Annotated in this window: 24 protein-coding genes; 9 read left to right on the forward strand and 15 right to left on the reverse strand. The window is 69.3% G+C overall.

Annotation, left to right across the window (positions count from 1 at the left end; genetic code table 11):
- Nucleotides 1-15: 15 nt before the first annotated feature.
- Nucleotides 16-762 carry a DUF1775 domain-containing protein gene (locus ACQPWZ_RS34095; RefSeq protein WP_433573365.1) on the forward strand — a complete coding sequence of 249 codons (747 nt, stop codon included), beginning with the start codon at nt 16-18 and terminating at the stop codon, nt 760-762.
- Between the two features lie 115 nt (nt 763-877).
- Here ACQPWZ_RS34095 and ACQPWZ_RS34100 read toward each other — a convergent pair whose 3' ends face one another.
- Entirely contained in the window at nt 878-2,245 is a 1,368-nt protein-coding gene (locus ACQPWZ_RS34100) for a pyridoxal phosphate-dependent decarboxylase family protein (protein WP_433573366.1), read from the reverse strand.
- Between the two features lie 214 nt (nt 2,246-2,459).
- Between ACQPWZ_RS34100 and ACQPWZ_RS34105 the strand changes: the two genes are divergently transcribed.
- Nucleotides 2,460-2,945 carry a pyridoxamine 5'-phosphate oxidase family protein gene (locus tag ACQPWZ_RS34105; RefSeq protein WP_433573367.1) on the forward strand — a complete coding sequence of 162 codons (486 nt, stop codon included), beginning with the start codon at nt 2,460-2,462 and terminating at the stop codon, nt 2,943-2,945.
- 100 nt (nt 2,946-3,045) lie between these two features.
- Nucleotides 3,046-3,681: a DUF1345 domain-containing protein gene (locus ACQPWZ_RS34110; protein WP_340477266.1), complete on the forward strand. Its 636-nt coding sequence runs from the start codon at nt 3,046-3,048 to the stop codon at nt 3,679-3,681.
- 73 nt (nt 3,682-3,754) lie between these two features.
- Here the strand turns inward: ACQPWZ_RS34110 and ACQPWZ_RS34115 are convergent, their stop codons facing one another.
- Both ACQPWZ_RS34115 and ACQPWZ_RS34120 read right to left on the reverse strand, forming a co-directional pair.
- Entirely contained in the window at nt 3,755-6,055 is a 2,301-nt protein-coding gene (locus tag ACQPWZ_RS34115) for an FdhF/YdeP family oxidoreductase (RefSeq protein ID WP_433573368.1), read from the reverse strand.
- Between the two features lie 48 nt (nt 6,056-6,103).
- A complete protein-coding gene (locus tag ACQPWZ_RS34120; protein WP_340477268.1) occupies nt 6,104-6,622 on the reverse strand; it encodes an SRPBCC family protein in 519 nt (172 codons plus the stop codon).
- Nucleotides 6,623-6,949: 327 nt separating this feature from the next.
- Here ACQPWZ_RS34120 and ACQPWZ_RS34125 point away from each other — a divergent pair, with 327 nt between their 5' ends.
- From ACQPWZ_RS34125 to lexA, 4 genes are all read left to right on the forward strand, one after another.
- On the forward strand, nt 6,950-8,125 hold the full coding sequence (locus tag ACQPWZ_RS34125; RefSeq protein WP_433573369.1) for a Cmx/CmrA family chloramphenicol efflux MFS transporter: 1,176 nt from the start codon (nt 6,950-6,952) through the stop codon (nt 8,123-8,125).
- Between the two features lie 268 nt (nt 8,126-8,393).
- Entirely contained in the window at nt 8,394-9,572 is a 1,179-nt protein-coding gene (locus ACQPWZ_RS34130; protein ID WP_433573370.1) for an MFS transporter, read from the forward strand.
- Between the two features lie 113 nt (nt 9,573-9,685).
- Nucleotides 9,686-10,372 (forward strand): DNA alkylation repair protein, encoded by a 687-nt coding sequence (locus tag ACQPWZ_RS34135; RefSeq protein WP_433573371.1) that lies wholly within the window; start codon nt 9,686-9,688, stop codon nt 10,370-10,372.
- Between the two features lie 245 nt (nt 10,373-10,617).
- Nucleotides 10,618-11,307, forward strand: a complete 690-nt coding sequence (gene lexA / locus ACQPWZ_RS34140; RefSeq protein ID WP_433573372.1) for a transcriptional repressor LexA — start codon at nt 10,618-10,620, stop codon at nt 11,305-11,307.
- A 177-nt stretch (nt 11,308-11,484) separates the two neighbouring features.
- Here the strand turns inward: lexA and ACQPWZ_RS34145 are convergent, their stop codons facing one another.
- From ACQPWZ_RS34145 to ACQPWZ_RS34160, 4 genes are all read right to left on the reverse strand, one after another.
- Nucleotides 11,485-11,697, reverse strand: coding sequence for a hypothetical protein (locus ACQPWZ_RS34145; protein WP_313942308.1), 213 nt, complete (start codon nt 11,695-11,697; stop codon nt 11,485-11,487).
- Between the two features lie 190 nt (nt 11,698-11,887).
- On the reverse strand, nt 11,888-12,457 hold the full coding sequence (locus ACQPWZ_RS34150) for a hypothetical protein (RefSeq protein ID WP_433573373.1): 570 nt from the start codon (nt 12,455-12,457) through the stop codon (nt 11,888-11,890).
- On the reverse strand, nt 12,454-12,750 hold the full coding sequence (locus ACQPWZ_RS34155) for a hypothetical protein (RefSeq protein ID WP_433573374.1): 297 nt from the start codon (nt 12,748-12,750) through the stop codon (nt 12,454-12,456). Before ACQPWZ_RS34155 ends, ACQPWZ_RS34150 begins: the two co-directional genes overlap by 4 nt.
- A 101-nt stretch (nt 12,751-12,851) precedes the next feature.
- Nucleotides 12,852-14,114, reverse strand: a complete 1,263-nt coding sequence (locus ACQPWZ_RS34160; RefSeq protein ID WP_433573375.1) for a serine hydrolase domain-containing protein — start codon at nt 14,112-14,114, stop codon at nt 12,852-12,854.
- A gap of 260 nt (nt 14,115-14,374) precedes the next feature.
- Here ACQPWZ_RS34160 and ACQPWZ_RS34165 point away from each other — a divergent pair, with 260 nt between their 5' ends.
- Complete coding sequence (locus tag ACQPWZ_RS34165; RefSeq protein WP_433573376.1) at nt 14,375-14,983, forward strand: GOLPH3/VPS74 family protein; 609 nt, start codon at nt 14,375-14,377, stop codon at nt 14,981-14,983.
- Between the two features lie 64 nt (nt 14,984-15,047).
- On the opposite strand, the gene ACQPWZ_RS34170 is transcribed toward ACQPWZ_RS34165, so the two are convergent.
- From ACQPWZ_RS34170 to ACQPWZ_RS34205, 8 genes are all read right to left on the reverse strand, one after another.
- Nucleotides 15,048-15,581, reverse strand: a complete 534-nt coding sequence (locus ACQPWZ_RS34170) for a GNAT family N-acetyltransferase (RefSeq protein WP_340477277.1) — start codon at nt 15,579-15,581, stop codon at nt 15,048-15,050.
- Between the two features lie 51 nt (nt 15,582-15,632).
- Nucleotides 15,633-15,971, reverse strand: coding sequence for a hypothetical protein (locus ACQPWZ_RS34175; RefSeq protein ID WP_433573377.1), 339 nt, complete (start codon nt 15,969-15,971; stop codon nt 15,633-15,635).
- A 156-nt stretch (nt 15,972-16,127) separates the two neighbouring features.
- Nucleotides 16,128-17,063, reverse strand: coding sequence for a DUF5996 family protein (locus ACQPWZ_RS34180; protein WP_433573378.1), 936 nt, complete (start codon nt 17,061-17,063; stop codon nt 16,128-16,130).
- A gap of 67 nt (nt 17,064-17,130) precedes the next feature.
- The gene (locus ACQPWZ_RS34185) at nt 17,131-18,162 is read right to left on the reverse strand and encodes an aldo/keto reductase (protein WP_433573379.1); all 1,032 of its coding nucleotides are present in this window, start codon (nt 18,160-18,162) and stop codon (nt 17,131-17,133) included.
- Nucleotides 18,163-18,267: 105 nt separating this feature from the next.
- Nucleotides 18,268-19,206, reverse strand: a complete 939-nt coding sequence (locus ACQPWZ_RS34190; RefSeq protein WP_433573380.1) for an NADP-dependent oxidoreductase — start codon at nt 19,204-19,206, stop codon at nt 18,268-18,270.
- Between the two features lie 240 nt (nt 19,207-19,446).
- Nucleotides 19,447-20,853 carry an amidase gene (locus ACQPWZ_RS34195; RefSeq protein WP_433573381.1) on the reverse strand — a complete coding sequence of 469 codons (1,407 nt, stop codon included), beginning with the start codon at nt 20,851-20,853 and terminating at the stop codon, nt 19,447-19,449.
- A 317-nt stretch (nt 20,854-21,170) separates the two neighbouring features.
- On the reverse strand, nt 21,171-21,557 hold the full coding sequence (locus ACQPWZ_RS34200) for a hypothetical protein (RefSeq protein ID WP_383234723.1): 387 nt from the start codon (nt 21,555-21,557) through the stop codon (nt 21,171-21,173).
- A 145-nt stretch (nt 21,558-21,702) separates the two neighbouring features.
- Entirely contained in the window at nt 21,703-22,605 is a 903-nt protein-coding gene (locus ACQPWZ_RS34205) for a LysR substrate-binding domain-containing protein (RefSeq protein WP_433573382.1), read from the reverse strand.
- 101 nt (nt 22,606-22,706) lie between these two features.
- Here ACQPWZ_RS34205 and ACQPWZ_RS34210 point away from each other — a divergent pair, with 101 nt between their 5' ends.
- On the forward strand, nt 22,707-23,546 hold the full coding sequence (locus ACQPWZ_RS34210) for an oxidoreductase (protein ID WP_433573383.1): 840 nt from the start codon (nt 22,707-22,709) through the stop codon (nt 23,544-23,546).
- Nucleotides 23,547-23,589 lie beyond the last annotated feature (43 nt).

A 23,589-nucleotide genomic window follows, 5' to 3' on the forward strand; every position in this document is an offset into this window, starting at 1 on the left:
CCATGGGAGTCACCCGTGTCCCGCACCACCCGCGCACGCACCGCGCGCCGCTTCTCCGTCGTGGCCGGCGTCGCCCTCGCCGCCTCAATCGCCTTCGCCGCCCCCGCCTCGGCCCATGTCGAAGTCGAGTCGGAAGGCGCTGCCGCCCTGGCGCAGAACGTCACGCTGAACTTCTCGGCCGAGTCGGAGTCCGACAAGGCCGGGATCACCAAGCTGGAAGTGATCCTGCCCGAGGGAATCGTGCCGTCCGACATCGCCTTCAAGAAGGGCCCGGCGGGCTGGAAGCTGACCCCCACGGCCCGCGGCTATGCGGTGTCGGGTCCGAAGGCCGCCGTCGGCGGGGACGTCGAGTACTCCGTCGTCGTGCGGCAGCTCCCCGACGCCAAGTCCGTGGCGTTCAAGACCCTTCAGACCTACAGCGACGGCCAGGTGCACCGCTGGATCGAGCTGGAGAAGCCCAGCAGCGACGGGCACGGCCACGGACACGGCAGTCCGGCCCCCGTCCTGGAACTGAAGGCAGCGGCCCCGGGCGCCAAGCCGGTGAGCCCCACACCCACGACCGAGCCCACCACTGCCGCTCCGACCACGGCCGCGCCGTCCACGCCGGCCAGGGAGGACGGCAAGGCGGCCGAGGAGACCGCGGAGACGTCGGACAGCGGCTCGTCGCCCGCTCTCCCCATCATCATCGGCGTCGTCGTGATCGCTGCCCTGGCCGGCGGTGTCTGGTGGTTCAAGCGCCGGGGCACGGCGGGCGGCGCCTGACGAGGAGGCAGCGTCGAACGGCGCGCACCGGGTCGTCGGCGAGGGAGCGAGGGCGGATTTCGCCGCTCACGCACCCCTCCCCGGCGACCCGCCGCAAGCAGGCCAGGCGAGGGCCTCAGATGTCGACAACTGCCCGCCGGATCGCGGCGAGTGCGCGCCTCACGTCGTCGTCGGTCGTCGACCAGTTGCTCACCGAGATACGCACGACGCGTCGGCCGCGCCAGGTGGAGCCGCTGATCCACGCCGTGCCGTCGTCGAGCAGCCGGGCGAGCACCCGGTCCGTACGTTCGTCACTGCCGAACTCCGCGCAGACCTGGGTGAACACCACGTCGTTGAGCACCGTTGCGCCGTCCATCGCGGCGATACCGGCGGCGAACGCCGAGGCGTGACGGCACAGCCGCTCGACCAGGTCGGCCACCCCTGACCGGCCGAGGGACCTGAGTGCAGCCCACACGGTGAAGGCTCTGCCGCGCCGGGAGAGCTCGGGGACCTTGTCGCTGGGGTCGCCGCGCTCGTGCAGGATGAGGTAGTCGCCGTGCAGGCCCATCGCCGCCCGGAGCGCGAACGCGTCGCGCACGATGGCGAGCCCGCAGTCGTAGGGGACGTTCAGGGTCTTGTGGGCATCCGTTGCCCAGGAATCCGCTTCCGCGCAGCCCGTCGTCAGATGTGCGTACGCGGGGGAGACGGCCGCCCACAGTCCGAACGCGCCGTCGATGTGCACCCATGCACCCACCTCGCGTGCCGCACGGATCGAATCGATGAACGGATCGAAGGCGCCGGAGTGGATGTCTCCGGCCTGGAGGATCACGATCGTGGGAGGTGTCGCGCCGGTCGCCAGGGTGCTCCGCAGGGCCGCGGGTTCGATACGCCCCTGATCGTCCGCCGCCACCAGTCCGGGCTGTCCGAGGCCCAGGTACCGCAGCGCCAGGTCGATGGCCATGTGGCGGTTCGCTCCGGCGACGACGCGTACGGCCGGCCCGCCCGCGAGTCCGTCCCGGGCAACGTCCCAGCCGGCGCGCCGCAACACCGCGTCGCGCCCGGCGGCCAGGCACGTGAAGTTCGCCATCGTGGCGCCCGTGGTGAAGCCGACGGCGCTCTCGCCGGGCAGGCCGAGCAGATCGAGCAACCAGGCGCTCGCGATGTCCTCGACGGCCGTGTACGCGGGGGAGACGGCGGACATCACGGCGTTCTGGTCCCATGCGCTGACCAGCCAGTCCGCGGCCAGCGCCGCCGGTTCGCTGCCACCGACCACGAAGCCGTAGAAGCGGCCGCTGGGAAACGCGGTGAGCCCCGGTTCGCAGGCCGTGGCCAGCAGGTCGACGACGTCGGCGGGCGTACCGGGAGCGTCGGGCAGCTCGGCACCGAGCGCGCTCACGATCTCGTCCACCGAAGCACGGGCGGGAACCCGGCGGTCGGACAGGCTCGCCAACCAGCGGACAGCATGGTCGTACGCCTGTTGGAGCGCCGTCTCGCGCGGGTCCATACCTCGGACTATGGGACAGGTGCCGGGGCCACGCAAGCGCAGTCGCGAGCGGACACCGAACGAGTCGACACGCGGTCGACGGAGGTGTCCGCGACCACCGATGGCCCGCGCGGCGATCAGGTTGGTTGCCCGATCACCTCGGACGGTGTGTTCGCACCTCCCGGACCACCGGATCCGCACCACCGCGAGCCGGTGCCGTGCAACCATGCGGCCCATGACACCAAGCGACGATCTGATCGAGATGGCCCGCCACGTCATGGACTCCCACCGGTATCTCACCCTCGGGACAGCCGAGCCCGACGGACGTCCTCGGGTATCGCCCGTCTATTTCACCCACGCCGATTACCGGGACATCTACTGGGTGTCATCGCCAACGGCACACCACTCCGCGAACATCGCCGAACGGCCGGCGGTCGCACTCGTCATCTTCGACTCGACGGCACCCGTCGGCCAGGGACGCGCTGTCTACATCGACGCACACGCCTCGGTGGTCGACGACGCCGAACTGCCCCGGCGCTGCGCCGAGGCGTTCAGCCGAGGCGGCGGCAAGGGTGCGACGGCCTTCGGGCCGCACGAACTGAGCGGGGACGCCGACCTGCGCCTCTACCACGCCCGTGCAACGAGCCACGAGGTGCACATCCCCGGGCGGGACCCGGTCCACGGCACGGGTGTCGACACCCGCCGTCCCGTCATGCTCTAGACGGAACGGGCGGCTTCCCTGTTCGGTCAGGATTCTTCACGCGCGCATTCGAGGGGCGTTGTCAGGCCGAGTGATCACGGCACGGCTAACGTGGTGCCCCATGAGAAACTGGTTGCCGCTTTCCGCGGTTCCACGACTTGCGTGCGCGGTGGTTGTCGGAGCGGTGACCGGTCTGGTCGTTGGATTCTCGACCGGACCATTGCTGGGAATTCTTTCCGGAATCGCCGCCACGGAGACGGTCTTCGTGGTGACGGGCTGGATCGTGCTGTGGCCGATGAATGCCACGGCCACACAGACCAACGCCCAACGCGAGGACTTTCAGCCTGCGCTCGATGAAATCGTCGTCGTCGGGGTCGCCCTGTGCGGGCTGGTCGCCATCGTGCTGCTGCTCCTCCTGGGTAAGTCCGACACTGGCCACGCCGCGGCCGCGACCGCGCTCGCCGGCGTTTTCATGGCCTGGGCGGCGCTCCATCTGATGTACGCCACCCGCTATGCGTGCCACTACTATCTGCGGCCCGCAGGCGGGATCGACTTCAACTCCGAACGCCCACCGGCATACCGGGACTTCCTGTATTTCAGCTACAACCTCGGCATGACGTATCAGGTCTCCGACACCGACGTATCGGGTTCGAAGATCCGTTCCGTCGTGCTGCGGCATTCACTGCTGTCGTACGTTTTCGGAACCAGCATCCTGGCGACGACCATCAACCTCGTGACCGGTATCGTCACCGGCTGATTCCGGCGGCCGTGATGCGTGCCGTCACGGCCGCACACACCACGTACCGGCCCCGGCTTCCAGCAGGTGACACTCACTCCACTCGGACCGCGGTGGGCTCCAGACGGACCACGATGCCCTTGGCGGTCGGCTGGTTGCTGGTCCGGGCCACGCTGTCCAGCGGCAACAGGACATTGGTCTCGGGGTAGTACGCGGCGGCGCAGCCAGGTGTCGTCGGGTAGGGGACGACCACGAAGTCCTCCGCGCGCCGCTCCGCGTTGTCCGACCACACGCTCACCAGATCGACGTGCTGCCCCTGCGCCAGACCGAGCTGGGACACGTCCTGCGGGCTCACCAGGACCACGCGGCGGCTTCCGTGGATGCCCCGGTAGCGATCGTTGTTGGTGTAGGGGATGGTGTTCCACTGGTCGTGGGAGCGCAGGGTCTGGAGCAGCAGATGCCCCTCGGGTGCCTGTGACATCTCCCAGTCGTTGCAGGTGAACAGGGCCTTGCCGACGGTCGTGGGGAAGACACCCTCGTTGACCGGATTCGGCAGCCTGATGCCTCCGGGGCGGGCGACCCTGCGGTTGAAGGCGTGCAGTCCCGGCACGACGGCGGAGATCCGGTCGCGAATCGTTCCGTAGTCGGCCTCGAACTGGTTCCACGGAACACCGGCCTTGCCGTCCAGGGTCCGCATGGCCAGCCGGCAGAGGATGGCGACTTCGCTGAGAAGGATCGGGGATGCCGGCTCCAGGCGCCCCTTCGAGGTGTGGACCTCGCTCATCGAGTTCTCCACCGTCACGAACTGATGGCCGGTGGCCTGGATGTCCTGCTCGGTGCGGCCGAGGGTCGGCAGGATGAGGGCGGTCCCGCCGCAGACCGTATGCGACCTGTTGAGCTTCGTGGAGATGTGGGCGGTCAGGCGGCACTGCCGCATGGCGTCCTCGGTGACGTCACTGTCCGGAGCCGCCCGGACGAAGTTCCCCGCGACGCCGAGGAAGACCTTGATACGGCCTTCGCGCATGGCTCTGATCGAGTTCACCGAGTCCAGCCCGTGGGCGCGCGGCGGTTCGAAACCGAACTCCCGCTCCAGCGCGTCGAGGAAGGAGTCGGGCATCTGCTCCCAGATGCCCATCGTGCGATCGCCCTGGACGTTGCTGTGTCCGCGTACGGGACAGGCGCCCGCCCCGGCCTTGCCGAGGTTGCCGCGCAGCATCAGGAAGTTCACGATCTCCCTGATGGTGGGGACGGCGTGGGTCTGCTGCGTGACCCCCATGGCCCAGCAGACGATGACGCGTTCGCTCTTCAGGACCGCGTCCCGGACGTCGTCGATCTCTTCCCGGGTCAGTCCGGTCGCCGTGAGGATGTCGTCCCAGGCGATGGTTCTGGCGTGGCGGGAGAAGTCCTCGAAGCCGCTGGTACTGGAGCGGATGAAGTCCTGGTCGAGCACCGTCCCCGGCCGTGCGTCCTCCGCCTCCAGCAGGAGCCGGTTCAGGCCCTGGAACAGTGCGAGGTCGCCTCCGCTGCGGATGTGCAGGAACTGATCGGCGATCTGGACACCGCGCCCGATCACACCGCGGGCCTTCTGCGGGTTCTTGAACGCCAGCAGTCCGGCTTCGGGAAGGGTGTTCACCGCGATGACGCGGGCGCCGTTGTCCTTGGCCTGCTCCAGCGCGGAGAGCTGCCGTGGATGGTTCGTCCCGGGGTTCTGCCCCACCAGGAAGATCAGGTCGGCGTGATGGAGGTCTTCCAGGCTCACCGTCCCCTTGCCGGTGCCCAGGGTCTCGTGCAGGGCGAAGCCGCTGGACTCGTGGCACATGTTGCTGCAGTCGGGCAGATTGTTGGTGCCGAAGACCCTGGCGAAGAGCTGAAGGATGAAGGCGGCCTCGTTGCTGACCCGGCCGGACGTGTAGAAGACCGCCTCGTCGGGCGAGTCGAGTGCCTTCAGTTCATCGGCGAGCAGCCCGAGCGCGTCGTGCCAGCTGATCGGCTCGTAGTAGTCCGAATCGGGCCGCTTCACCATCGGTTCGGTGAGCCTGCCCTGCTGGTTGAGCCACAGGTCGGACCGCCGGCCCAGTGCGGAGACCGAGTGCCTGCGGAAGAAGTCGGCGGTGATGCGCCGTGTCGTCGCCTCGTCGTTGATGTGCTTGGCGCCGTTCTCGCAGTACTCGTTGAGATGCCGGTGTCCGGGGGTGGGATCCGCCCAGGCACAGCCGGGGCAGTCGATGCCGTCCACCTGATTCATGGTCAGCAGCGTCACTCCGGTACGTCTGACCGACGTCTCGTCGAGCGAGTACTCCAGGGCGTGGGTCACGGCGGGCACTCCCGCCGCCCATGTCTTCGGAGGGGTGACGGTCAGTCGCTTGTCCGGCTCTTCACCGGGGGGCTTCTTCATGGAGCTCGCTCTCTCGCTCTCCAGCGGAGGGATCAGCCGGCAGACGGATCAGCCGACGGGCCAGTGCGGAACCCGGCTTCGGGGCGGCTCCGGTTCCATGGGTTCGACGCGTCCGTTACGGATGATTCCCCGCCAGGCCCCGCCCTCCTGGCCCAGGCCCTCGATGAACTCCTTGAAGTGACCGAGTTCGGATCGCAGTACACGCCTGGTGAACCCGGAGGCGCGGGCATGGAGGCGAGCGGCCTTCTCCGGCTCCGCATGGATGCGTACGACAACCGTGGTGCGGCCCGGTGCCGTGGCGCGGAACGACACCTCCCCCTGATGGCTGAAGCCCCGACCGAGGCTCTGCCACGCCACGTGGGAGTCCGGCAGTTGCTCCACGATCTCCGCGTCGAACTCGTGCCGCACCGGACCGAGCCCGACGACCCAGCGGGTGAGGGTGGGCCGGACCTGTTCGACGCTCTTCACCGTGGACATGAACCGCGGGAAGCTCTTGAACTGGGTCCACTGGTTGTAGGCGGTACGAACCGGTACGCCGACGTCGATCGTCTCTTCAACGGTAGTCATGGCTCACCTGTCTCAGGCACTGATGCACTCAGTGTCACCGGCTGAGCACCAGGCCGCCATCCGAGTTGCGGAGCGTGACGGTCGGCTCCCGGCGGAGCGCGGCGAGAAAACCGGGTGCGGCGTCCGGCACGGGTTGGGTAGCGTGCGGGCCATGTCGAGCCCTGAGGCATCCACGGTGGGGGCTTTCGGTCACGCCGTCAGCCCCCTGAACCACTGAGTTCACAGGTCCCCACCCGCCCCTTGTGCGGTGTGTGAGTGCACCCCTGGGTGCTGACCGCGGTGACGAGACGTCCCTTCTCGTGCTTCTCCTCACCTCGGAGCCACTCGATGCCTCTCCCGCTGTATCTCCTTGCCATGGCTGTGTTCGCCATGGGCACCTCAGAATTCATGCTCGCCGGTCTCCTGCCGGACATCGCCTCGGACCTCGACGTGACCGTCGGAACAGCGGCCCTGCTCACCTCGGCCTTCGCGGTCGGAATGATCATCGGTGCCCCGCTCATGGCCGCGCTCGCCCGCACCTGGCCCGTCCGGTCCAGCCTTCTCGGGTTCGTCCTCGCCTTCCTGGCAGCCCACGTCGTGGGCGCTTCCACATCCAGCTTTGCCGTACTGGTCGCCACCCGGGTGGTCGCAGCGCTCGCCAACGCCGGATTCCTCGCGGTCGCGCTGACGACGGCCGGCTCGCTGGTCCCTCCCGACAAGAAGGGCCGGGCCCTCGCGGTGCTGCTGTCGGGCACGACGCTGGCCACCATCGCCGGCGTTCCCGGGGGATCCGTACTCGGCACGCTGCTCGGATGGCGGGCCACGTTCTGGGCCGTCGCTCTTCTCTGTCTGCCCGCGGCCATCGGCATCCTCAAGGGAATCCCGGCCCGTCCCGCGCAGCATGACGAGCCAGTCGGTCCGGCCCTGCGATCGGAACTCGCGCAGCTCAGGCGTCCGCGACTGATCCTGGTCATGGGGCTCGGTGCGCTGGTGAACGCGGCAACCTTCGGAGGCTTCACCTTTCTCGCGCCCGTCGTCACCGACACCGCCGGACTGGGCGAGCTGTGGATCCCGGTCGTCCTGATGCTCTTCGGCGTCGGATCCCTGGTCGGTGTCACCGCCGCCGGCCGGCTGTCCGACGAGCGTCCCGGCCTGGTCGTCGCAGCCGGTGGCCCGCTGCTGCTCATCGGCTGGCCCGCCCTGGCCGTACTGGCCGACGAGCCGGTCGCCCTGCTCGTCCTGGTCTTCGTGCAGGGCGCCCTGTCGTTCGCGCTGGGCAGCACGCTGATCACAAGGGTCCTCTACGAGGCGGCAGGAGCCCCGACCATGGCCGGCTCCTACGCGACGGCGGCGCTCAACGTCGGCGCCGCGCTCGGACCACTCATCGCCGCGGCCACCCTCGGCACCGCGGTCGGGGACCTGGGGCCGCTGTGGGCAAGCGGACTGCTCGTCGCGCTCGCCCTTCTCGTCGCGGTGCCCGTGCGTGCGGTGATCGCGGCTCGTCGACAGCCGGACACGACGTGACGGATCGCCTCGTCACACTCCTCGGCCGTCATCTGGATCGCGGCCGAGGATGCGTCGGTCGGTGGCGAGCCGCGGTGGTTCCGCTTCCCCAACGCGGGTGCTGCCGCTCACAATCGGTGAGGAGTTGTCCGCCGGATGCGTCAACAGGTCCGAATGCGTGGTGAGTTGCCTCGCGGGAGCGGGCTGGTGAAGCGTCACGGCGAGCCCATGCCGGATGTGCGAAAGGTCGGTGGAGTTGTCCGCATCCGAAACCCGCTACCGGGACCTGATGTCTCGTGAGCCACTGCTGTGGGGCGTGGTCGCACTGGCGAGCAAGACCCCCGTGGCCATGGCGCCGCTCGCCCTGGTGTTTCTGTCCCGGGAGAGCCCGTACGGCTACACCTTCGGCGCGATCCTGGCCTCCGTGTACGTCCTGGGGGAGGTGGCCGGGGCACCTCTGCTCGGGACTCGGCTGGGCCGGGGCCGTATGCGGCGGCAACTGTCGTTGGGGCTGATGGCGGGTGCGGTTGCCTTCGGTGCGCTGCCGCTCGCGGTCTCCGCCCCGCCCTCCGTACTGATCGGTCTCGCCTTCGTGGCCGGCGTGGCTCCGGCAGCCTGCCCCGGAGGCATCCGAGCGATGCTGACCCGTCTGGTGGCAGACAACGCGGTGCCCCGCGCACTCAGTGCCGAGGCCATGCTGACGCAGATCGTCTGGGCCGCGGCGCCCGGCCTGGTGGTCCTGCTGGCTCTCCAGGTCCACCCCGGAGCCCCGCTGATGGTGGTCGCACTGCTCGCCGCCACCGCGTCGGTCCTGCTGCTCCGGCTCCCGGAACCCCAGGAGCCCGCATCAGCCGGACCGCCGAGCGGGCTGGCGGCGACCCTGCTCACCGGCTGGCCCGTCTACCTCACGAGCGCGGCCTCCATGTCGATGCTGGCCACCGCGGAACTGGTGCTGCCGGCCCTCCTCGAGGAGCGGCGCATCGCGGTGGGGTGGGCGGGGCCGCTGCTCGCCGGTTTCGCACTGGCCGGCGCGGCGGGCGCGTTCTGCTACGGCCTGCGGACCTGGCCGGGCTCGGTACGGACCCAGAGTCTGGTGTTCCTCGTCGTCACCTCAGGGTGCCTCGGTCTGGTCACCGTTCTGCCCGGTGTGACGGGCATCGCCGTCGGCCTGCTGCTGACGGGCGTCTTCCAGGCCGGGGTCATGATCGCGCGCACGCTCAGCCTCCGGGAACGCCTCCCTCAGCCCGCTCACGCTGCCGCGTACTCCGTCATGTACGCGGTCGGGGGCGTGGGGTACAGCCTTGCCGCGTCCCTCTCCGCTGCGGTGCTGGACCTGGGCAACGCTTCGGTCGCGATTCTCGGCGGTGTCACTGTCACCCTCCTCATCACCGCGGTCAGCGCCCTGGCCGAAAGCCGCCGCTCCGCGCCCCGCATCCCGCACCCGGACAGCGCCTCCGGCCCGCACTGACGCGAACCGGGGGCGGACTTCGCGTCGATGGCGGCCGCCGCACGGGCATGTACGACAGGAGGCCCGCCTCCGTCGTAGGCTGCACCTCGCACGTGATGGGACTGGAGGCTGACATGGCCGTGACGACGCCGACCGAGACGATGGTGGCCGAGGTGATGGCCGAGCTGGCCGCCCTCGACGACCCGAAAGCACGCGCGGTGAACGAGCGGCACGGTGACGATCACGGCGTGAACCTCAGCAAGCTGCGCGCGGTCGCGAAGCGGCTGAAGACACAGCAGGAACTCGCGTGCCGGCTCTGGGAGACGGGTGACACCGCGGCGAGACTGCTGGCGCTCCTGATCTGCCGCCCGAAGGCGTTCGGACGTGACGCATTGGACGCGATGCTGCGAGAGGCGCGCACGCCCAAGGTGCACGACTGGCTCGTGAACTACGTGGTCAAGAAGAACCCGCACTCCGAAGAGCTGCGTCAGGCGTGGTCAGCCGATCCGGACCCCGTGGTCGCGAGCGCCGGCTGGGCGCTGACCACCGAACGCGTCGCGAAGAAGCCCGAGGGCCTCGACCTCGTGGGACTCCTCGATGTCATCGAGGCGGAGATGAAGGACGCCCCGGATCGTCTCCAGTGGGCGATGAACCACTGCCTGGCGCAGATCGGCATCGAGCACGCGGAGTACCGCACCCGGGCTCTCGCCATCGGTGAGCGCCTGGAGGTGCTCAAGGACTATCCGACGTCGCCGGGCTGCACGTCTCCGTTCGCGCCGATCTGGATCACCGAGATGGTGCGCCGGCAGAACGCCGAGTAGGTGGCTCACGGTCACGCTCTGCCGCGCCGGACATCAGCGGCCATGAGGGGCCTCAGGCCGCTCTGCGGGCTTGCTCGAGATCTGCGGCGCGGGTGGATGATCCAGCCATCCGTTGACCACCGCGGTCGGCCGGACCGCGCCCCCTTCGAACGCGCTCACCGTCCGGCGACGGCCCCTCCTGTTCCCTTTGCGTCACTTGGCGGGATACTGTCCCTGCGTAAAGATCAAGGGCAGGGGTGGGACACATGCATGCGGACGAACCAGCGCGCCGGGGGCGCCCGCCGGGCGGGCAGACGGACGGGGACGGTTTGACGAGCAGGCAGGCCGCCGTCGTGAACTTCATCGAGCAGACCGTGGCCCGCAAGGGATACCCGCCGTCGATGCGTGAGATCGGCGAAGCGGTGGACCTCAAGTCGACCTCGTCGGTCGCGCATCAGCTGATGACGCTGGAACGCAAGGGCTTCGTCGAGCGCGACCCGCACCGCCCCCGCGCCTACCGGGTCCGCAGACGCCTCACCTCCGACTCCGGCCTCGCGTCCACACCGCCCCGTACGCAGGGGCACACGGCCGATGTGCCGCTGCTGGGACGCATCGCGGCCGGCCCTCCGATCCTCGCCGACGAATCCGTCGAGGACGTCCTGACCCTGCCGAGGCAACTGGTCGGCGAGGGCGAGCTGTTCGCACTGACCGTGGTCGGCGACAGCATGATCGACGCGGCGATCCGCGACGGCGACATCGTCACGGTCCGCCGCCAGCAGACAGCGGACCACGGTGACACGGTGGCGGCGCTCCTCGACGGCGAAGCAACCGTGAAGCGCCTCCACCGCGAAGCAGGCGAAGTCTGGCTGATGCCCGCGAACCCGGCCTACCAGCCTCTGCGCGGCGACCAGGCACGGATCCTCGGCAAGGTTGTGGCGCTCCTGCGGCGCTTCTGAGGTAGCTGAAGGGTCGTTGCCGACTTGCGAACGGGGCGGGGCGCTCACGGGCCCCCCGACCCGGCCGAGGCGGCCAGCGCTCACGGGCCCCCGAGCACGATCGGGCGCGTAGGCCGCCGTTCGTCGACGAGAGTGACGAGGGTGCGTCGCAGCGGAACATGCACCGGCGTGAGTCCGTCAGTCGGGCAGCGGAATGCGGATGACGGGGTCGAAGGGGCGCTTGTTGAAGCCGGCGCGCACGTTCCGGCAGTTCGGTGCCGTGCACATGAAGAACCCTCCGACGTTCCTCAGGCTCGTGCGCTCCTTGAGCCAGAGCTTCTCCGGGCCGGTCAGAGGACGATGCGGTTCGTCGGAGTCGCAGGTGTAGCAGAACTTCGTGTTGCGTGGCACGACACCTCCTGAGCAGGACGGGCAGGCCAAGTGGCAAGCATATGCGGATATGTGAGTGTCACGCAGTCGTCGTAGCCGACTTTGTCGCCGAATGCCGCCGCTGAGCAGCGGGCCGGATCCGCCAGGGACACGGGCCCGCGCACCGCGGAGCCCCGCCCGAGTTCCGTGTACGGGCTGACGCGACCGGCCTCTAACCCTCGGCGACGGGGCGTTTGTAGTAGCGCCAGGGGAAGGACCCCGATCCGATCTGCGTCCATCCATCGCGTTCCATGCGACGGTGCCGGGCACCGACCGCGAAGGGCACCCGCCGGTGTTCCCAGGGGTGTTCCGACTTCTCCACGACATGGAAGAGCGGGCCGTAGTCGACGACGTGCCAGCCGTCCCGGCCTGCTTCCGCGAGCGCCTGCATCTCGTTGAACGCGGTCAGCGGGGTGAGGACCCGGCGCTCCCCGGTACCGGAGACATCAGGGCCGGGGCCCTTGCTGGCGAATCGCTGCTGCGCGGCCTGCCGGCTCACGCCCAGAACGTTGCCCACCGTGTCCCAGCTCTGCCCGGCGGCTCTCGCGCCCTGGACCGATTCGCGGAGCAGCCGGCTCGTCTCCTCCGCGCCGATGCGGGCGGCAGCGACGAGTCGGAGATAGCCGTCGGGGTCGTGCTCCAGTGATTCGGTCAGCCCGTCCGGGCCGCCGAGGACCGCCGCGGCGATCCCTTCCCGGATGCGGACGATCTCTTCCGGGGTGAGCAATCCGGCCTCGTTCATCGCTGCTTGCTGTCGTTCGCCTCGGTCCGCAGCGGCTCCAGGGCATCGAGCGTGCGCAGGTCGTGTCGGAGCTCTGCGGCCTCGCCGCTCGTAGCCGCGTCCCTCGACACTTTTCCGATGAGGACTCCCATGCCGAGGACGGCCAGGAGATCAGCGGTGATCAGGATGAGGAAGGCCGGGGTACCCAGATCGTCTTCGAGGGCGATGACCAGGGCAATCAGCACGGTTACCGCGGCGAGGAGGCCGTTGACGGCCAGGAGAGCCGCAGGAGAGGAGCGTGACGTCGGGTTCATGATGTCAACGATCTCTTGACGTGATCACGATTGTCAAGATTTCCTTGACGCGCGAGCTGATCCCCTCGCGATCTCCGTGAACCAGCCCGCCCATCACGTCGTCATGGTGAGGGGGAGGGCGTCGCGGTCGGCGTCGGCCGGGTCGGCACCACCGGGAGGTTGTACACGTGGTCCGGGGTCACGATGCGGGTGATCGCCTGGCCGAGCAGGGTGCTCGGCTCCTGCTCGTTGTGCAGGATGTCCGTGTTGAGCAGCACCACCAGCGTGGCTTCGGCCTCGGGCAGATACATGGTCAGGGACTCGTACCCGGGCAGGGAGCCGTTGTGGCCGATCCAGCTCTGCACGTTGAAGATGCCGAGGCCGTAGGAGGCGCCGGGGATGTTCGTCGGGGCCGTGTCGAGGCGTTGGGCCTGGGTCGCGGGCGTGAGCAGGCTGCCGGTGGCGAGGATCCGCGCCCACGAGCGCAGGTCCTGGAGGTTGGAGATCGCCGCTCCCGCGGCCCAGCCCCACGAGGGGTCCCAGTCGGTGGAGTTCTCGACCTTGCCGCTGAGAGTCTGGTTCGTGTAGCCCTGGGCGTGCGGGTTCGGGAACGTGGCGTCGGTCGCGAGGAACGTGTTGCGCAGCTTGGTGGGCCGCGTGATGTTCTTCGAGATGAAGTCCTGAAGCGGCATTCCGCCCTTCTTCTCCACGACGAGACCCAGCAGGATCAGGTTGGTGTTGCAGTACTCGAACTGAGCGCCCGGCTGGAAGTTCACGGGGTGCTTGAAGGCGTAGTCCAGCAACTGCTGCGGGGTGAAGGGCTGGCGGGGGTTGGTCAGGAAGGCTTTGAGGAAGCCGTCGTCCATCGTGTAGCTGAACAACCCGCTGCGCATGCCTGCCAGTTGACGCAGGGTGATCCGGTTGCCGTTGGGGACCCCGTCGATGTACTTGTCGATGGTGTCGTCGAGCCCGACCTTGCCCTGGTCGACCAGTTGCAGCAGGGCGGTCACCGTGAATGTCTTGGTCTCGCTGCCGATGCGCATGTTCATGTCGGCGTTCATGGGGGCGCCGGTGCTCTTGTCCGCGACACCGAAGGTCCGCAGGTAGGTCCCCTTGTCGGGCGCCGACACGGCCACCGTCACACCAGGTATCGCCGCTTCGCGCATCACCTGCTGTATGGCGGTGTCCAGGCGGGCGGAGATGGACGCGTCGAGGGTCGGGAAGGTGGAGCTCGGGGAGGTGGAACTCGGGGAGGGCGATACCGAGCCGGACGGGTCCGGGGTGGGCGCTCCGTACGCGCCTCCGGCCGTTACCGGTATGACCAGCGCCGCCCCCACGGCCACCGCTACGCACGCCTTGCGCCAACACTTGGGTGAATTCACCACGGCGAGCCTCCTGCCATCCGATGGCGACAGTCACGTTCAGGCTAGGGCCGTCCCTGGAGTCCCGCGCGGCGGCGCCGACTTGCGGGCCGAACGCGGATGGGGTAGAGCGTCCGCGGTGATCGGTGGGGTGAACTCGGTACGTCCGGCCCAGCACGGATGGGGGTGCCGGTGTGCCCCGCCCAGCACGGATGCGGGTGCCGGGCGTGCTCCGTAAGCTCAGAGGAGGCATCACCGGCGACGCACTGGACGTGAGGCCCTCCATGACCACACCGCGAACCCTGCTGATCGTCGCCATGGACAGCGCCACCAGCGGACCTGTGGAAGCGGGCGACCTGTCCCTGGCGCTCGCCGGAGCCGAGCTGATCGACCTTCTGGATGCCCAGGCCATCGGGCTGGACGACGATCGGATCGTTCCCGGCACCGAGCCGGCACCGGGCGATCGTCTCCTGGCCGAGGCTGCCGACTCGCTCGTCCGGGACGAGCCGTATGAGTCGGTCGGCGACTGGTTGTGGCGCAGGGGCAAGGGCCTCGCCGTGGCCTATACGGCCGCCCTCGAGGAAGACGGACTGGTGACCCGGCCACGCAGCCGCAGTCATCCCTTCCGGGGCGGGCCGCCGGTCGTGGTCGAATCCCCCGCCCGCACCGAGGCGCTGGCACGCTGGGGATCCCGTGAACCCGTCCTCACCACCCTCGCGGAATCCATCGGCGTGCGTGGCGAGCAGCGCAGCGATTCTCCAGAGGTCGCGGACGACTCCGTGGCGACAGTGCTCGCCGGGGTCAACGACGCACTGGTGGAACTCCAGGCCGTACGGCAACGGAGGAACATCGAAGAGGCAGCCTTCGACAACGTCTGGCGCGGCCTGGAGTGACGCCGTCCGGAGCCACGCCGGCTTCGCCGGCCCGTGCTTGGCCGTCAGGCCGCGAATCAGCCCGTCATTCCGGCTTCCAGTCCTGCGCGAGGAGCCCGAGCAGCACCTCGTCCAGGAACGTGCCCATCACCCAGGCCGAGGAGCGCAGCACACCCTCGCGGACGAAGCCGTTGCGCTCGGCGGAGCGCAGCATCGCGGCGTTGTCCGACAGCGTCTCGATCTGCAGTCGGTGCAGGCCGCGCACGACGAACCCGTAGTGGCACAGCACCGCGACAACGTCCGTGCCGTAGCCCTTGCCGCGGGAGGACGGCAGCAGCCCCAACCCGATGTGCGCCGTCCGGTTGTGGTTGTCGATGCCCCACAGCGTCGCGGTGCCGACCAGGGCGCCGCCGTCCAACTCCACCACCGAGAACGGGACGTGTCCCTCCTCCTTGTCGTCCACGACGAGCCGCGAGTCCTTCGCGTCGGGCGTGATCGGCCGCCATGGCCTGCTCTCGGCCCGGGAGGCGTTGACCACGTCGTCGTAGAGCTCGGCCCGCAGGACCGGGATGTCGTCCTCGTGCCGGGCCCTGAGCCCGACCTTGCTACCGCTCAGCATGCACGTTTCCTATCCGACCGGGATCGGCGACGGCAAGCCGATAAGCGGTCGTCACGGCGTTGATCGCTGCTCCATCGCCTCCAGGAACGCGTGCTCGTCGTCGCCCGGGGGCCGCGTCGCGCGGGGGCGACGGAGGCCGAACGGGCTGAGTTCGAAGGCCAGTCGTCCCAGCGCAATGAGAGCGCCCTGCCCGAAGACGAGGATCAGCCATGCCCCGTCGTGCCAGTACCAGTCTTCCGTCCAGGGTCGTGTGATCGCCGGTGTGGCGATGAGATGCGAGACGGCGATGACGATGCCCGCCCGTCGCCGCCGGGGACAGAGGAGCGGCAGCATCGCCCACAGCGTGGAGACCAGCACCATCACGGGGGCGACGAAGGGCAGACCGGACATGGCGCACCTCGAAATCGGTGGAGAGTGCCGGCAACGATCACACCGGCGGGTCCGTGGAACCAGCCCGGCGCGGTATCGCCACGATCACGATGCGGCCTCGGAGCACCGCCAACGGTCGGTCAGGGCACACGAGCCGGGCACGATCCGAACCAGGCACTAGGAGTGCATCACGGGATCGGTGACACCTCCGGGGCAGGCACGGCGGTCGATGTCCCAGTCGGCGAGGTCGGCGGCGGAGCGGTAGACGCAGTCGAAGAAGTCGAGAACGGTGTCCCGCGGGTTCGGGCTGTTGCGGACGTCCTCGTAGTCCAGCGTGGCCAGATGACTGCCACCTCGTTCCCTCCACTGCGCGGCCTTTGGACGCAGAGGGCGCTCGCCGAGCCCGCCGGGCTCGGGTGCCGCGTAGGAGTAGAAGGCCGGCCGGGGGAACGTGTCGTCGCCGAACCAGAAGCCCGAGCTGATGACTTCACGCGAGTACGCCTCACGGGTCACCGGGTCGACACTCGCCGGCTGGTCGATGACACGGTCGGAGAACCGGGTGACCGCGATGTCGAAGGTGTGCCAGAAGTGGTGCACCGGGCTGACCTTCCCGGAGAACCCGGAGGAGAACTCCTCCAGCACCAGGTTGACCTGGCTGAGCACCTGCCAGTAGCGGTTGACCCAATACGGGTCGTACGCGGCGTGCTCCGTGTCGTCGGCGAACGCTCGGTGGGCGTCGGGCAGGTCGAAGGGGTAGGGGTGTGCGATGGTCGCCGACGCACCCACCGCGCGCAGAGCGTCGAGCGTCTCGCGGTAGAACGACGCCACGGACTGCCTGGCGAGCGGGAACGAAGCGGTCAGGCCGTCGAGCGAGTGCGCCGTCAACCGGTGGTCGACGAAGTCGAAGTCGATCGTGAAGATCGACGTGCCGTAGGCCCCGCCCATCGGGCGGGTCGTGATGCCCCGTCCCGTCAGATGGAACGGAACATTCCACCAGTGGTTGCGCCGTACGCTGCCGGCCAAGCGGATCTTGCCGACGATCTGGGTGAACCGGTGCAGTGTCTCTTTGGAGTCTTTCCACTCCGACAGTGGAAGTGCGGGAAACAGGTCCACGGTGTGCCCCTACGTTCGTTGTACTGTGCCGCTGCACGGCTCGGTCGGTCGATGGATGTGCTGTACGTCAGCGGCGCCGCAGCGCCCTGTCGGAGAGCGCCGGCGGTGTGTAGTACGAGTCGTCCCGGTTCAGGTCCGTTCCCGGAGGCACGATCTCGTCGATCCGGTCCAGTACGTCCGCGCCGATCTCCACGTCGGCACCGTCCAGCAGGTCCTCCAGGTGCGCGGGCGTCCGCGGGCCGATGATGACGGAGGTGACGGCCGGGTGTGAGCGGACGAACGCGATGGCCATGTGCCGCAGCTGAAGGCCCGACTGGTCGGCCACCTCCGTCAGTTCGGCCACGGCCTGCAGTTTGGCCGCGTTTCCCGGGCGCGACGGGTCGAACTTGTTCTGCTCCATCGCCGCGCGGCCGCTTCCCGCCGAGAGGTCGACGTCCGACGGCTTGCCGTATTTTCCGGAGAGCCAGCCCGCGCTCAGCGGACCCCAGGTCAGCACGCCCATCCCGTAGCGCTGGGCCGTCGGCAGCACCGATCCTTCGGCGCCCCGGGCGAGAATCGAGTACGGCGGCTGCTCGGTCCGAAAGCGCACATGACCCCGCCGTTCGGCCGTCCACTGGGCCTCGACGATCTGTTCCGCCGGAAAGGTCGAATGGCCGACGGCGCGGACCTTGCCCGCCCGGACGAGATCGGACAGGACGGACAGGGTCTCGTCGATGTCCGTGTGCGGGTCGGGCCGATGGACCTGATAGAGGTCGATCCAGTCGGTGTTCAGCCGCCGCAGGCTGTTCTCGACGGCCCGGGTGAGCCAACGCCGCGAGTTCCCCCTGCTGTTGGGGTCCTCGCCCATCGCGCTGTGGCCCTTGGTGGCCAGCACGACGGCGTCCCGGCGCCCCTTGAGCGCCTTGCCCACGATCTCCTCCGACTCGCCCTGGCTGTAGACATCGGCGGTGTCGACGAAGTTGATCCCGGCGTCCAGGGCGCGGTGGATGATCCGCACCGATTCGTCGTGGTCCCGGTTGCCCCAGGCGCCGAACATCATGGCGCCGAGGGCGTATTCGCTCACCGAGATGCCTGTGCCGCCGAGGATCCTGCGCTTCATCAGAGCTGTTCCTTGTCTCGAATGCGGGGGTGCCACCGCGATGGCGGATGTCGTGCTGTGCCCGTGGCAGCCGGATGCAGGCGCTCCGGGTGGAGGGGGAGCGGGTCAGGGGAAGGTGACGACGACCTTGCCCCGAATGTGCTGGGTGGCGAAGTCGTTGACTGCCTGCGCGGCGTTCGCGAAGGGGTAGCGGGCGCCGATCTCCACCTGGAGCCGTCCGTCCGCCGCGCGTGCAGCGAGATCGTCGAGCTCCCCGGGCTGCGCCTGGAACGAGCCGATGTAGACGGACTCGACGTCACGCCCGAGGTCGGCGGGCCCGTACAGCGGCGACACCAGCCGCCCGCCCGGGCGGGCAGCGCGTGCCGTACTCGCCAGCCCGTCACCCGAGTTCACCAGGTCGATGACGACGTCGACACCGCCGGGCACCAGACGCAGCACCTCCTCCACCACATCCGTCCGCCGGTAGTCGACGGTGTCGTCGGCACCGAGGCCACGCAGATACTCCACGTCCTCCGCCGTCGACGTGGCGATCACCCGGGCGCCGATCGCGTGGACGAGCTGCACGGCGAACATGCCGATGCCGCCGGTCGCCCCGATCACCAGCACACTCTCGTCGGCCGTCGGCCGGACGGCCCGCAGCAGATTCGCCGCGGTCAGACCGGATTCGGGGATCGCCGCCGCGTGCGGACTGTCGAGACCTCCGGGACGCCGGGCGAGCAACGGCCCGGGCGACGCCATCGTGTACTCGGCGACGGCGCCCGCGGTGCCTCCGGTGAAGACGAGGACCGGATCGCCCGCCGCGTAGAGAGTGACGTTCTCGCCGGCCTCGACGACGGTCCCCGCGGCGTCCATGCCGACCACCAGCGGATGGGCAGCCGGGAAGTTCTCCTTCGCCGCGCCGGTGATCAGCATCAGGTCGAGCGGATTGAGCGCCGCGGCCTCGACCTTCACCAGGACCTGGTCCGGTCCGGGCGTGGGAGTGGGGTACTCGGTGACAGCGACATGGGCCGGCGGAACGTAGTCGGGCGCGACGAGGGCTTGCATCGGGTTGCTCCCTGACGTGGCGTGAGGAGCGACCTCGCGGCGCACGCGGCGGCTCCGGGGCACCCGGTGTGAGGGCCCTTGTCTCTTCTACGCGGCCGTCCGGGCTCAAGCGAGGAGCGTGACCGTGTCAGGGGCCGAACGGGCGTTGTCCATCCACTCCTGGCCACCGGGGGCTCCACTGCCGTGAGTGTCGACGACGCTCGTTGGGACGGGAGCACCGGAGGAGGACCGGGACAGCCCTCAGGCGGGGAAACCGGGCGGTGTCCGTCCGGCCCAGGGGCGAGCTGTCTCCAGTTGCGCGGAGAGCGACAGCAGCGTCGGCTCGTCGTCCCGACGGCCGACCAGTTGCACCGCGAGAGGCAGGCCGTCGGCGGAGAACCCGGCCGGTACCGAGGCCGCGGGGTTGCCGGTGACGTTCCACAGCGCGCAGTACGCGATCATCGGCATCGCCCGCAGCGCGGCCCGCACCGTGCCCGTGCCGCTGAGTCGCCCGGTCGCGGGCGGGAGGCCCGCCATCGTCGGGGTGAGCAGCACATCGATCCGCTCGAAGACTCTGTTCGCCTTGGTGGCGGTCCGCTCACCCTGTGCGAGAGCCCATCGAGTGACACGGGGCCGGACCCAGCTGCCGAGGCGGACCGTCTCACGGGTCCGCCGCTCGAGACGGCTGTAGTCGTCCATCGCGAAGGCCTCGGTCCGCAGACCGGCGAACCACTGCGGCACGAACGCGGCCGTCGGGTCGGGGCAGCGCGGGTCGACCTCCTCGACGTGATGGCCCAACTCCGCCAGCAGCGTGGCCGTTTCCTCGACGGCCCGGACGACGTCCGCCGCCGGTCGTACACCGACGGAGGCCGACTTGGTCGACCAGCCGATTCGCAGCTGCCGGGGTTCAGTGACGGCCGCGACGGCGAATGAGGTGGCCGGGTCGGTGGCGCGGAACATGTCGCCGGGCAGCGAGCCCCGGATCGCGTCGTGGACGAGTGCGGAGTCCAGCACGGAACGCGTCAGGGGGCCGAGCACGCCCAGTCCCCACCAGAGATGGGGATGCGGTGAGGTGCTGACACGCCCGCGTGACGGCTTCAGCCCGAACAGGCCGCAGCTGGCGGAGGGAATCCGGATCGAGCCGCCGCCGTCGCCACCGATGGCGGCCGGGACCAGGCCGGCCGCGACGGCCGCGGCCGAGCCGCCGCTGGAACCGCCGGGCGAATGCCCGGGTGCCCAGGGGTTGATCGTGGCGCCGTGCGCCGACGACTCGGTGAACGGGAAGAGGCCGAACTCGGGCATGTTCGTCTTGCCGATGACGACGGCCCCGGCTGCGCGCAGCCTGCGCACCACCTCGCTGTCGGCTGCGGCCGGCCGGCTGTTGGCCGCCGTTCCGAACGTCGTCACCCTGCCCTCGACGTCGTTCTCCTCCTTGATCGCGACCGGCACCCCGTGCAGCGGGCCACGGTCGGCCTGGGGGGTCTCGTCCCGGCGGGCGGCCTCGGCGAGGGCCTCCTCGGCCATCACCACGGTGAACGCCGTGAGGCTGCCGTTGTGCCGCTCGATACGGGCGAGGAGCAGCTCGGTGAGTTCACGAGCCGACACGTCTCCGGCGCGGACGGCCTCCGCCTGTCCGGCGACACCCGCATAGGCAAGATCGTCAGTCATGGCGGGAAACTACATCCGTTCGGGGGTGGGGGAGAAGGGAGAACGGGGAAGAGGGAAAACTGCGCTGCCTCTCGGCAGCCGAGCCGGGCGGTCACCCCGGACACGAGCCGTTGTGTGCGGCTGTCGCGGTCCGGTGAACACGGTGAATGCACCGAACCGCGACGAAGTACCTGTCTGACGAAGCACCGGTCTGACCAAGCACCGGTCCGGAGACCTGCTCGCCGGCCCATGACCTGCGAGCGGAGCCGGTTCCGGCGACGAACCGGACCGACCGCTCCGGCCCGGGGGAGTACAGGGCGCGGCGGGCAGTCGCCAGGTCAGTCCTCGGTGAACTCCTTCTGCGAACAGACCTCGCCGGGTCCGTTCCAGCACAGCTTCAGCAGGTACTTCGCGCCGTAGGGAATGACGTTGTAGTCGAAGTAGCCGCAGGCGGAGTCGCCGCCGTCCTGCTTCGTCTCTTTGAGTTGCCAGCCCGCCAGGTAGACGTACAGCTTGCCGGTGACCCCGTGTCCGTCGGCGCGCGTGTCGCAGACACGGAACGTGTCCGGGTCGGGGTCGAGGTGGGTCATCGTACCGATGGTGTGACCGCCGCGGGACAACCGCAGTGTGGTGTCGGCCGCGGCGGCTGTGCCCGACGCCGCGGCGACAAGCGTGATCGCACCGACCGCGGCGACGGCGGCACGGGCCCCGTAAATCTTCCTCACCGAAACTCCTTGTGAAGTGTTCATGCCTGAACTGATCCACTTCACCGTACCCGGCGGGTAAGAGCGGTCGGTGCGCCGGGTGTTGGCCGCCGGCGATGGGACTGTTGCTCTGCTTGCGCCGATGCGCGAGGGCGGGGACCCGCTGTCAGCCGGACCGGGTGAAGTCCGTGGCCGCGGCCATCTCGGTGACCACATCGAGCAGTCTGTGCAACGCGGGGGAGGCGTTGCCGGACAGCCACACCATCTCGGTGGGGACGGACTCCCCGGTCAGGGGCACGAACACCACACCGGTCCGGCGCAGATTGCTCGCCGACTGTGCCAGCCGCGTCACCCCGACGCCGGCCGCGACCAGGCCGAGCAGGCTCTGCACGCTCGCGTCGCGCCGCACCACGTCAGGAGTGAAGCCGGCCGCGCGGAAGGAGTCGTCGAATGCCCGGTGCCAGGGTTCCCACGAGCTGCGCGGGGTCAACACCCACTGCTCGCCCGCCAGCTCACCGAGGGTCAGCTCCGCGCGCTCGGCTAGCGGGTGGCCCTCGGGAAGGACGGCGCACACCGGTTCGCTGACCAGCGTTCTGGTCTCCAGGCCGTCCACCAGCGGGGGCCGCGTGAACGCGACGTCGTAGCGCCCTTTGCGCAGACCCTCGACCAGAGGGGCGATCGTCGTCTCCTCCGTCGCCACGTCGAGTCCCGGCAGTCGTTGTCTCACGGCCCGGACCACCGGGGGAAGCAGATAGTTGGTCGTGGTGGCGAGGAAGGCCAGTCGGAGGCTGCCGAGCTCGCCGCGTGCCGCTCGTGCCACGACGTCCATCGCCTTGTCGGCCCGGTCGAGTACCGCGCGGGCCTCCGGGAGGAACAACGCACCGACGGCGGTCAGGCTGGTGCCCCGGCTGTCGCGGTCGAAGAGTCTCACCGCCAGCATGCGTTCCAAGAGGCTGATCTGCTGGGACAGCGACTGCTGGCTGATCATGAGCCGCTCGGCGGCGCGTGTGTAGCTGGACTCCTCGGCGACGGCGACGAAGTACCTCAGCTGCCGAAGATCAGGGGTCACAGGCAGAGCCTACAGCGACGACAGGCAGCCGGTGTTGGACGCTCCTGGAGCATCGGAACAACCATTGACCTCGACAAGCACCACGTTGAAGGGCATGGCTGATGGCGATGAACACGCAGGACCGCGTCTGGTTGATCACGGGCTGCTCGGTCGGGTTCGGCCGGGAGATCGCACTCGCCGCGCTGGCCGCCGGAGACCGGGTCATGACCACGGCACGCCGACCGGAGACCCTCGCCGATCTGGCGGAGACCGGGGGCGACCGGATCAGCACGGCAGCGCTGGACGTCACGGATCCGGCCTCGGTCCAGGCTGCGGTGGATGCGGCGCTCGCTGTCTTCGGCCGCATCGACGTCCTGGTGAACAACGCCGGATACAGCGTGATCGGGGCGGTGGAGGAAACCTCGATGGAGCAGCTACGGGCGATGATGGAGGTCAACTTCTTCGGTGCCGCGGCACTCACGAAGGCGGTCGTTCCCCTGATGCGGGAGCAGGGCTCCGGGACGATCGTGCAGATGAGCTCCCTCGGCGGCCGGATCACCTTCCCGGGCATGGGCGGCTACCACGCGACGAAGCACGCGCTCGAAGGGCTCAGCTCGTCGCTCTCGACCGAGCTGGCTCCCCTGGGCATCCGGGTACTGCTGGTGGAGCCGGGCATGTTCCGCACCCGGATGAGCAGCAGTCTGCAGTTCACCCCCGAGATCCCGGGCTACGAGGCGACCTCGGGCGGGCTTCGACAGCTGGTCACGGGCATTGTCGGCGCCGAAGCCAATGATCCGGTCAAGGGCGCCGCGGCCATCCTCGAGGTCCTGGACGCCGAGAACCCGCCGCTTCGCCTCCTGCTCGGCGGGGACGCGGTCGACGCGCTGCGTGAGCACGACGAGTCGCTGCTGGCCGATGTCACCACATGGGAGGCCCTCAGTCGCTCGACAGCGGTGTCCTGACCCCCTGAGCGGCACGGGAGCGGTCGCGACGGGTCAGAGTCCA

The organism is Streptomyces sp. CA-251247 (assembly GCF_050952975.1).
Lineage (GTDB): Bacteria > Actinomycetota > Actinomycetes > Streptomycetales > Streptomycetaceae > Streptomyces > Streptomyces achmelvichensis.

Excerpts from the sequence above, each read along its gene's own strand:
- ACQPWZ_RS34100 (WP_433573366.1), bottom strand. The coding sequence starts at position 2,245 with ATGGACCCGCGCGAGACGGCGCTCCAACAGGCGTACGACCATGCTGTC.
- ACQPWZ_RS34105 (WP_433573367.1), top strand. The coding sequence starts at position 2,460 with ATGACACCAAGCGACGATCTGATCGAGATGGCCCGCCACGTCATGGAC.
- ACQPWZ_RS34110 (WP_340477266.1), top strand. The coding sequence starts at position 3,046 with ATGAGAAACTGGTTGCCGCTTTCCGCGGTTCCACGACTTGCGTGCGCG.
- ACQPWZ_RS34115 (WP_433573368.1), bottom strand. The coding sequence starts at position 6,055 with ATGAAGAAGCCCCCCGGTGAAGAGCCGGACAAGCGACTGACCGTCACC.
- ACQPWZ_RS34120 (WP_340477268.1), bottom strand. The coding sequence starts at position 6,622 with ATGACTACCGTTGAAGAGACGATCGACGTCGGCGTACCGGTTCGTACC.
- ACQPWZ_RS34125 (WP_433573369.1), top strand. The coding sequence starts at position 6,950 with ATGCCTCTCCCGCTGTATCTCCTTGCCATGGCTGTGTTCGCCATGGGC.
- ACQPWZ_RS34130 (WP_433573370.1), top strand. The coding sequence starts at position 8,394 with ATGTCTCGTGAGCCACTGCTGTGGGGCGTGGTCGCACTGGCGAGCAAG.
- ACQPWZ_RS34135 (WP_433573371.1), top strand. The coding sequence starts at position 9,686 with ATGGCCGTGACGACGCCGACCGAGACGATGGTGGCCGAGGTGATGGCC.
- lexA (WP_433573372.1), top strand. The coding sequence starts at position 10,618 with ATGCATGCGGACGAACCAGCGCGCCGGGGGCGCCCGCCGGGCGGGCAG.
- ACQPWZ_RS34150 (WP_433573373.1), bottom strand. The coding sequence starts at position 12,457 with ATGAACGAGGCCGGATTGCTCACCCCGGAAGAGATCGTCCGCATCCGG.
- ACQPWZ_RS34155 (WP_433573374.1), bottom strand. The coding sequence starts at position 12,750 with ATGAACCCGACGTCACGCTCCTCTCCTGCGGCTCTCCTGGCCGTCAAC.
- ACQPWZ_RS34165 (WP_433573376.1), top strand. The coding sequence starts at position 14,375 with ATGACCACACCGCGAACCCTGCTGATCGTCGCCATGGACAGCGCCACC.
- ACQPWZ_RS34170 (WP_340477277.1), bottom strand. The coding sequence starts at position 15,581 with ATGCTGAGCGGTAGCAAGGTCGGGCTCAGGGCCCGGCACGAGGACGAC.
- ACQPWZ_RS34175 (WP_433573377.1), bottom strand. The coding sequence starts at position 15,971 with ATGTCCGGTCTGCCCTTCGTCGCCCCCGTGATGGTGCTGGTCTCCACG.
- ACQPWZ_RS34185 (WP_433573379.1), bottom strand. The coding sequence starts at position 18,162 with ATGAAGCGCAGGATCCTCGGCGGCACAGGCATCTCGGTGAGCGAATAC.
- ACQPWZ_RS34190 (WP_433573380.1), bottom strand. The coding sequence starts at position 19,206 with ATGCAAGCCCTCGTCGCGCCCGACTACGTTCCGCCGGCCCATGTCGCT.
- ACQPWZ_RS34195 (WP_433573381.1), bottom strand. The coding sequence starts at position 20,853 with ATGACTGACGATCTTGCCTATGCGGGTGTCGCCGGACAGGCGGAGGCC.
- ACQPWZ_RS34210 (WP_433573383.1), top strand. The coding sequence starts at position 22,707 with ATGGCGATGAACACGCAGGACCGCGTCTGGTTGATCACGGGCTGCTCG.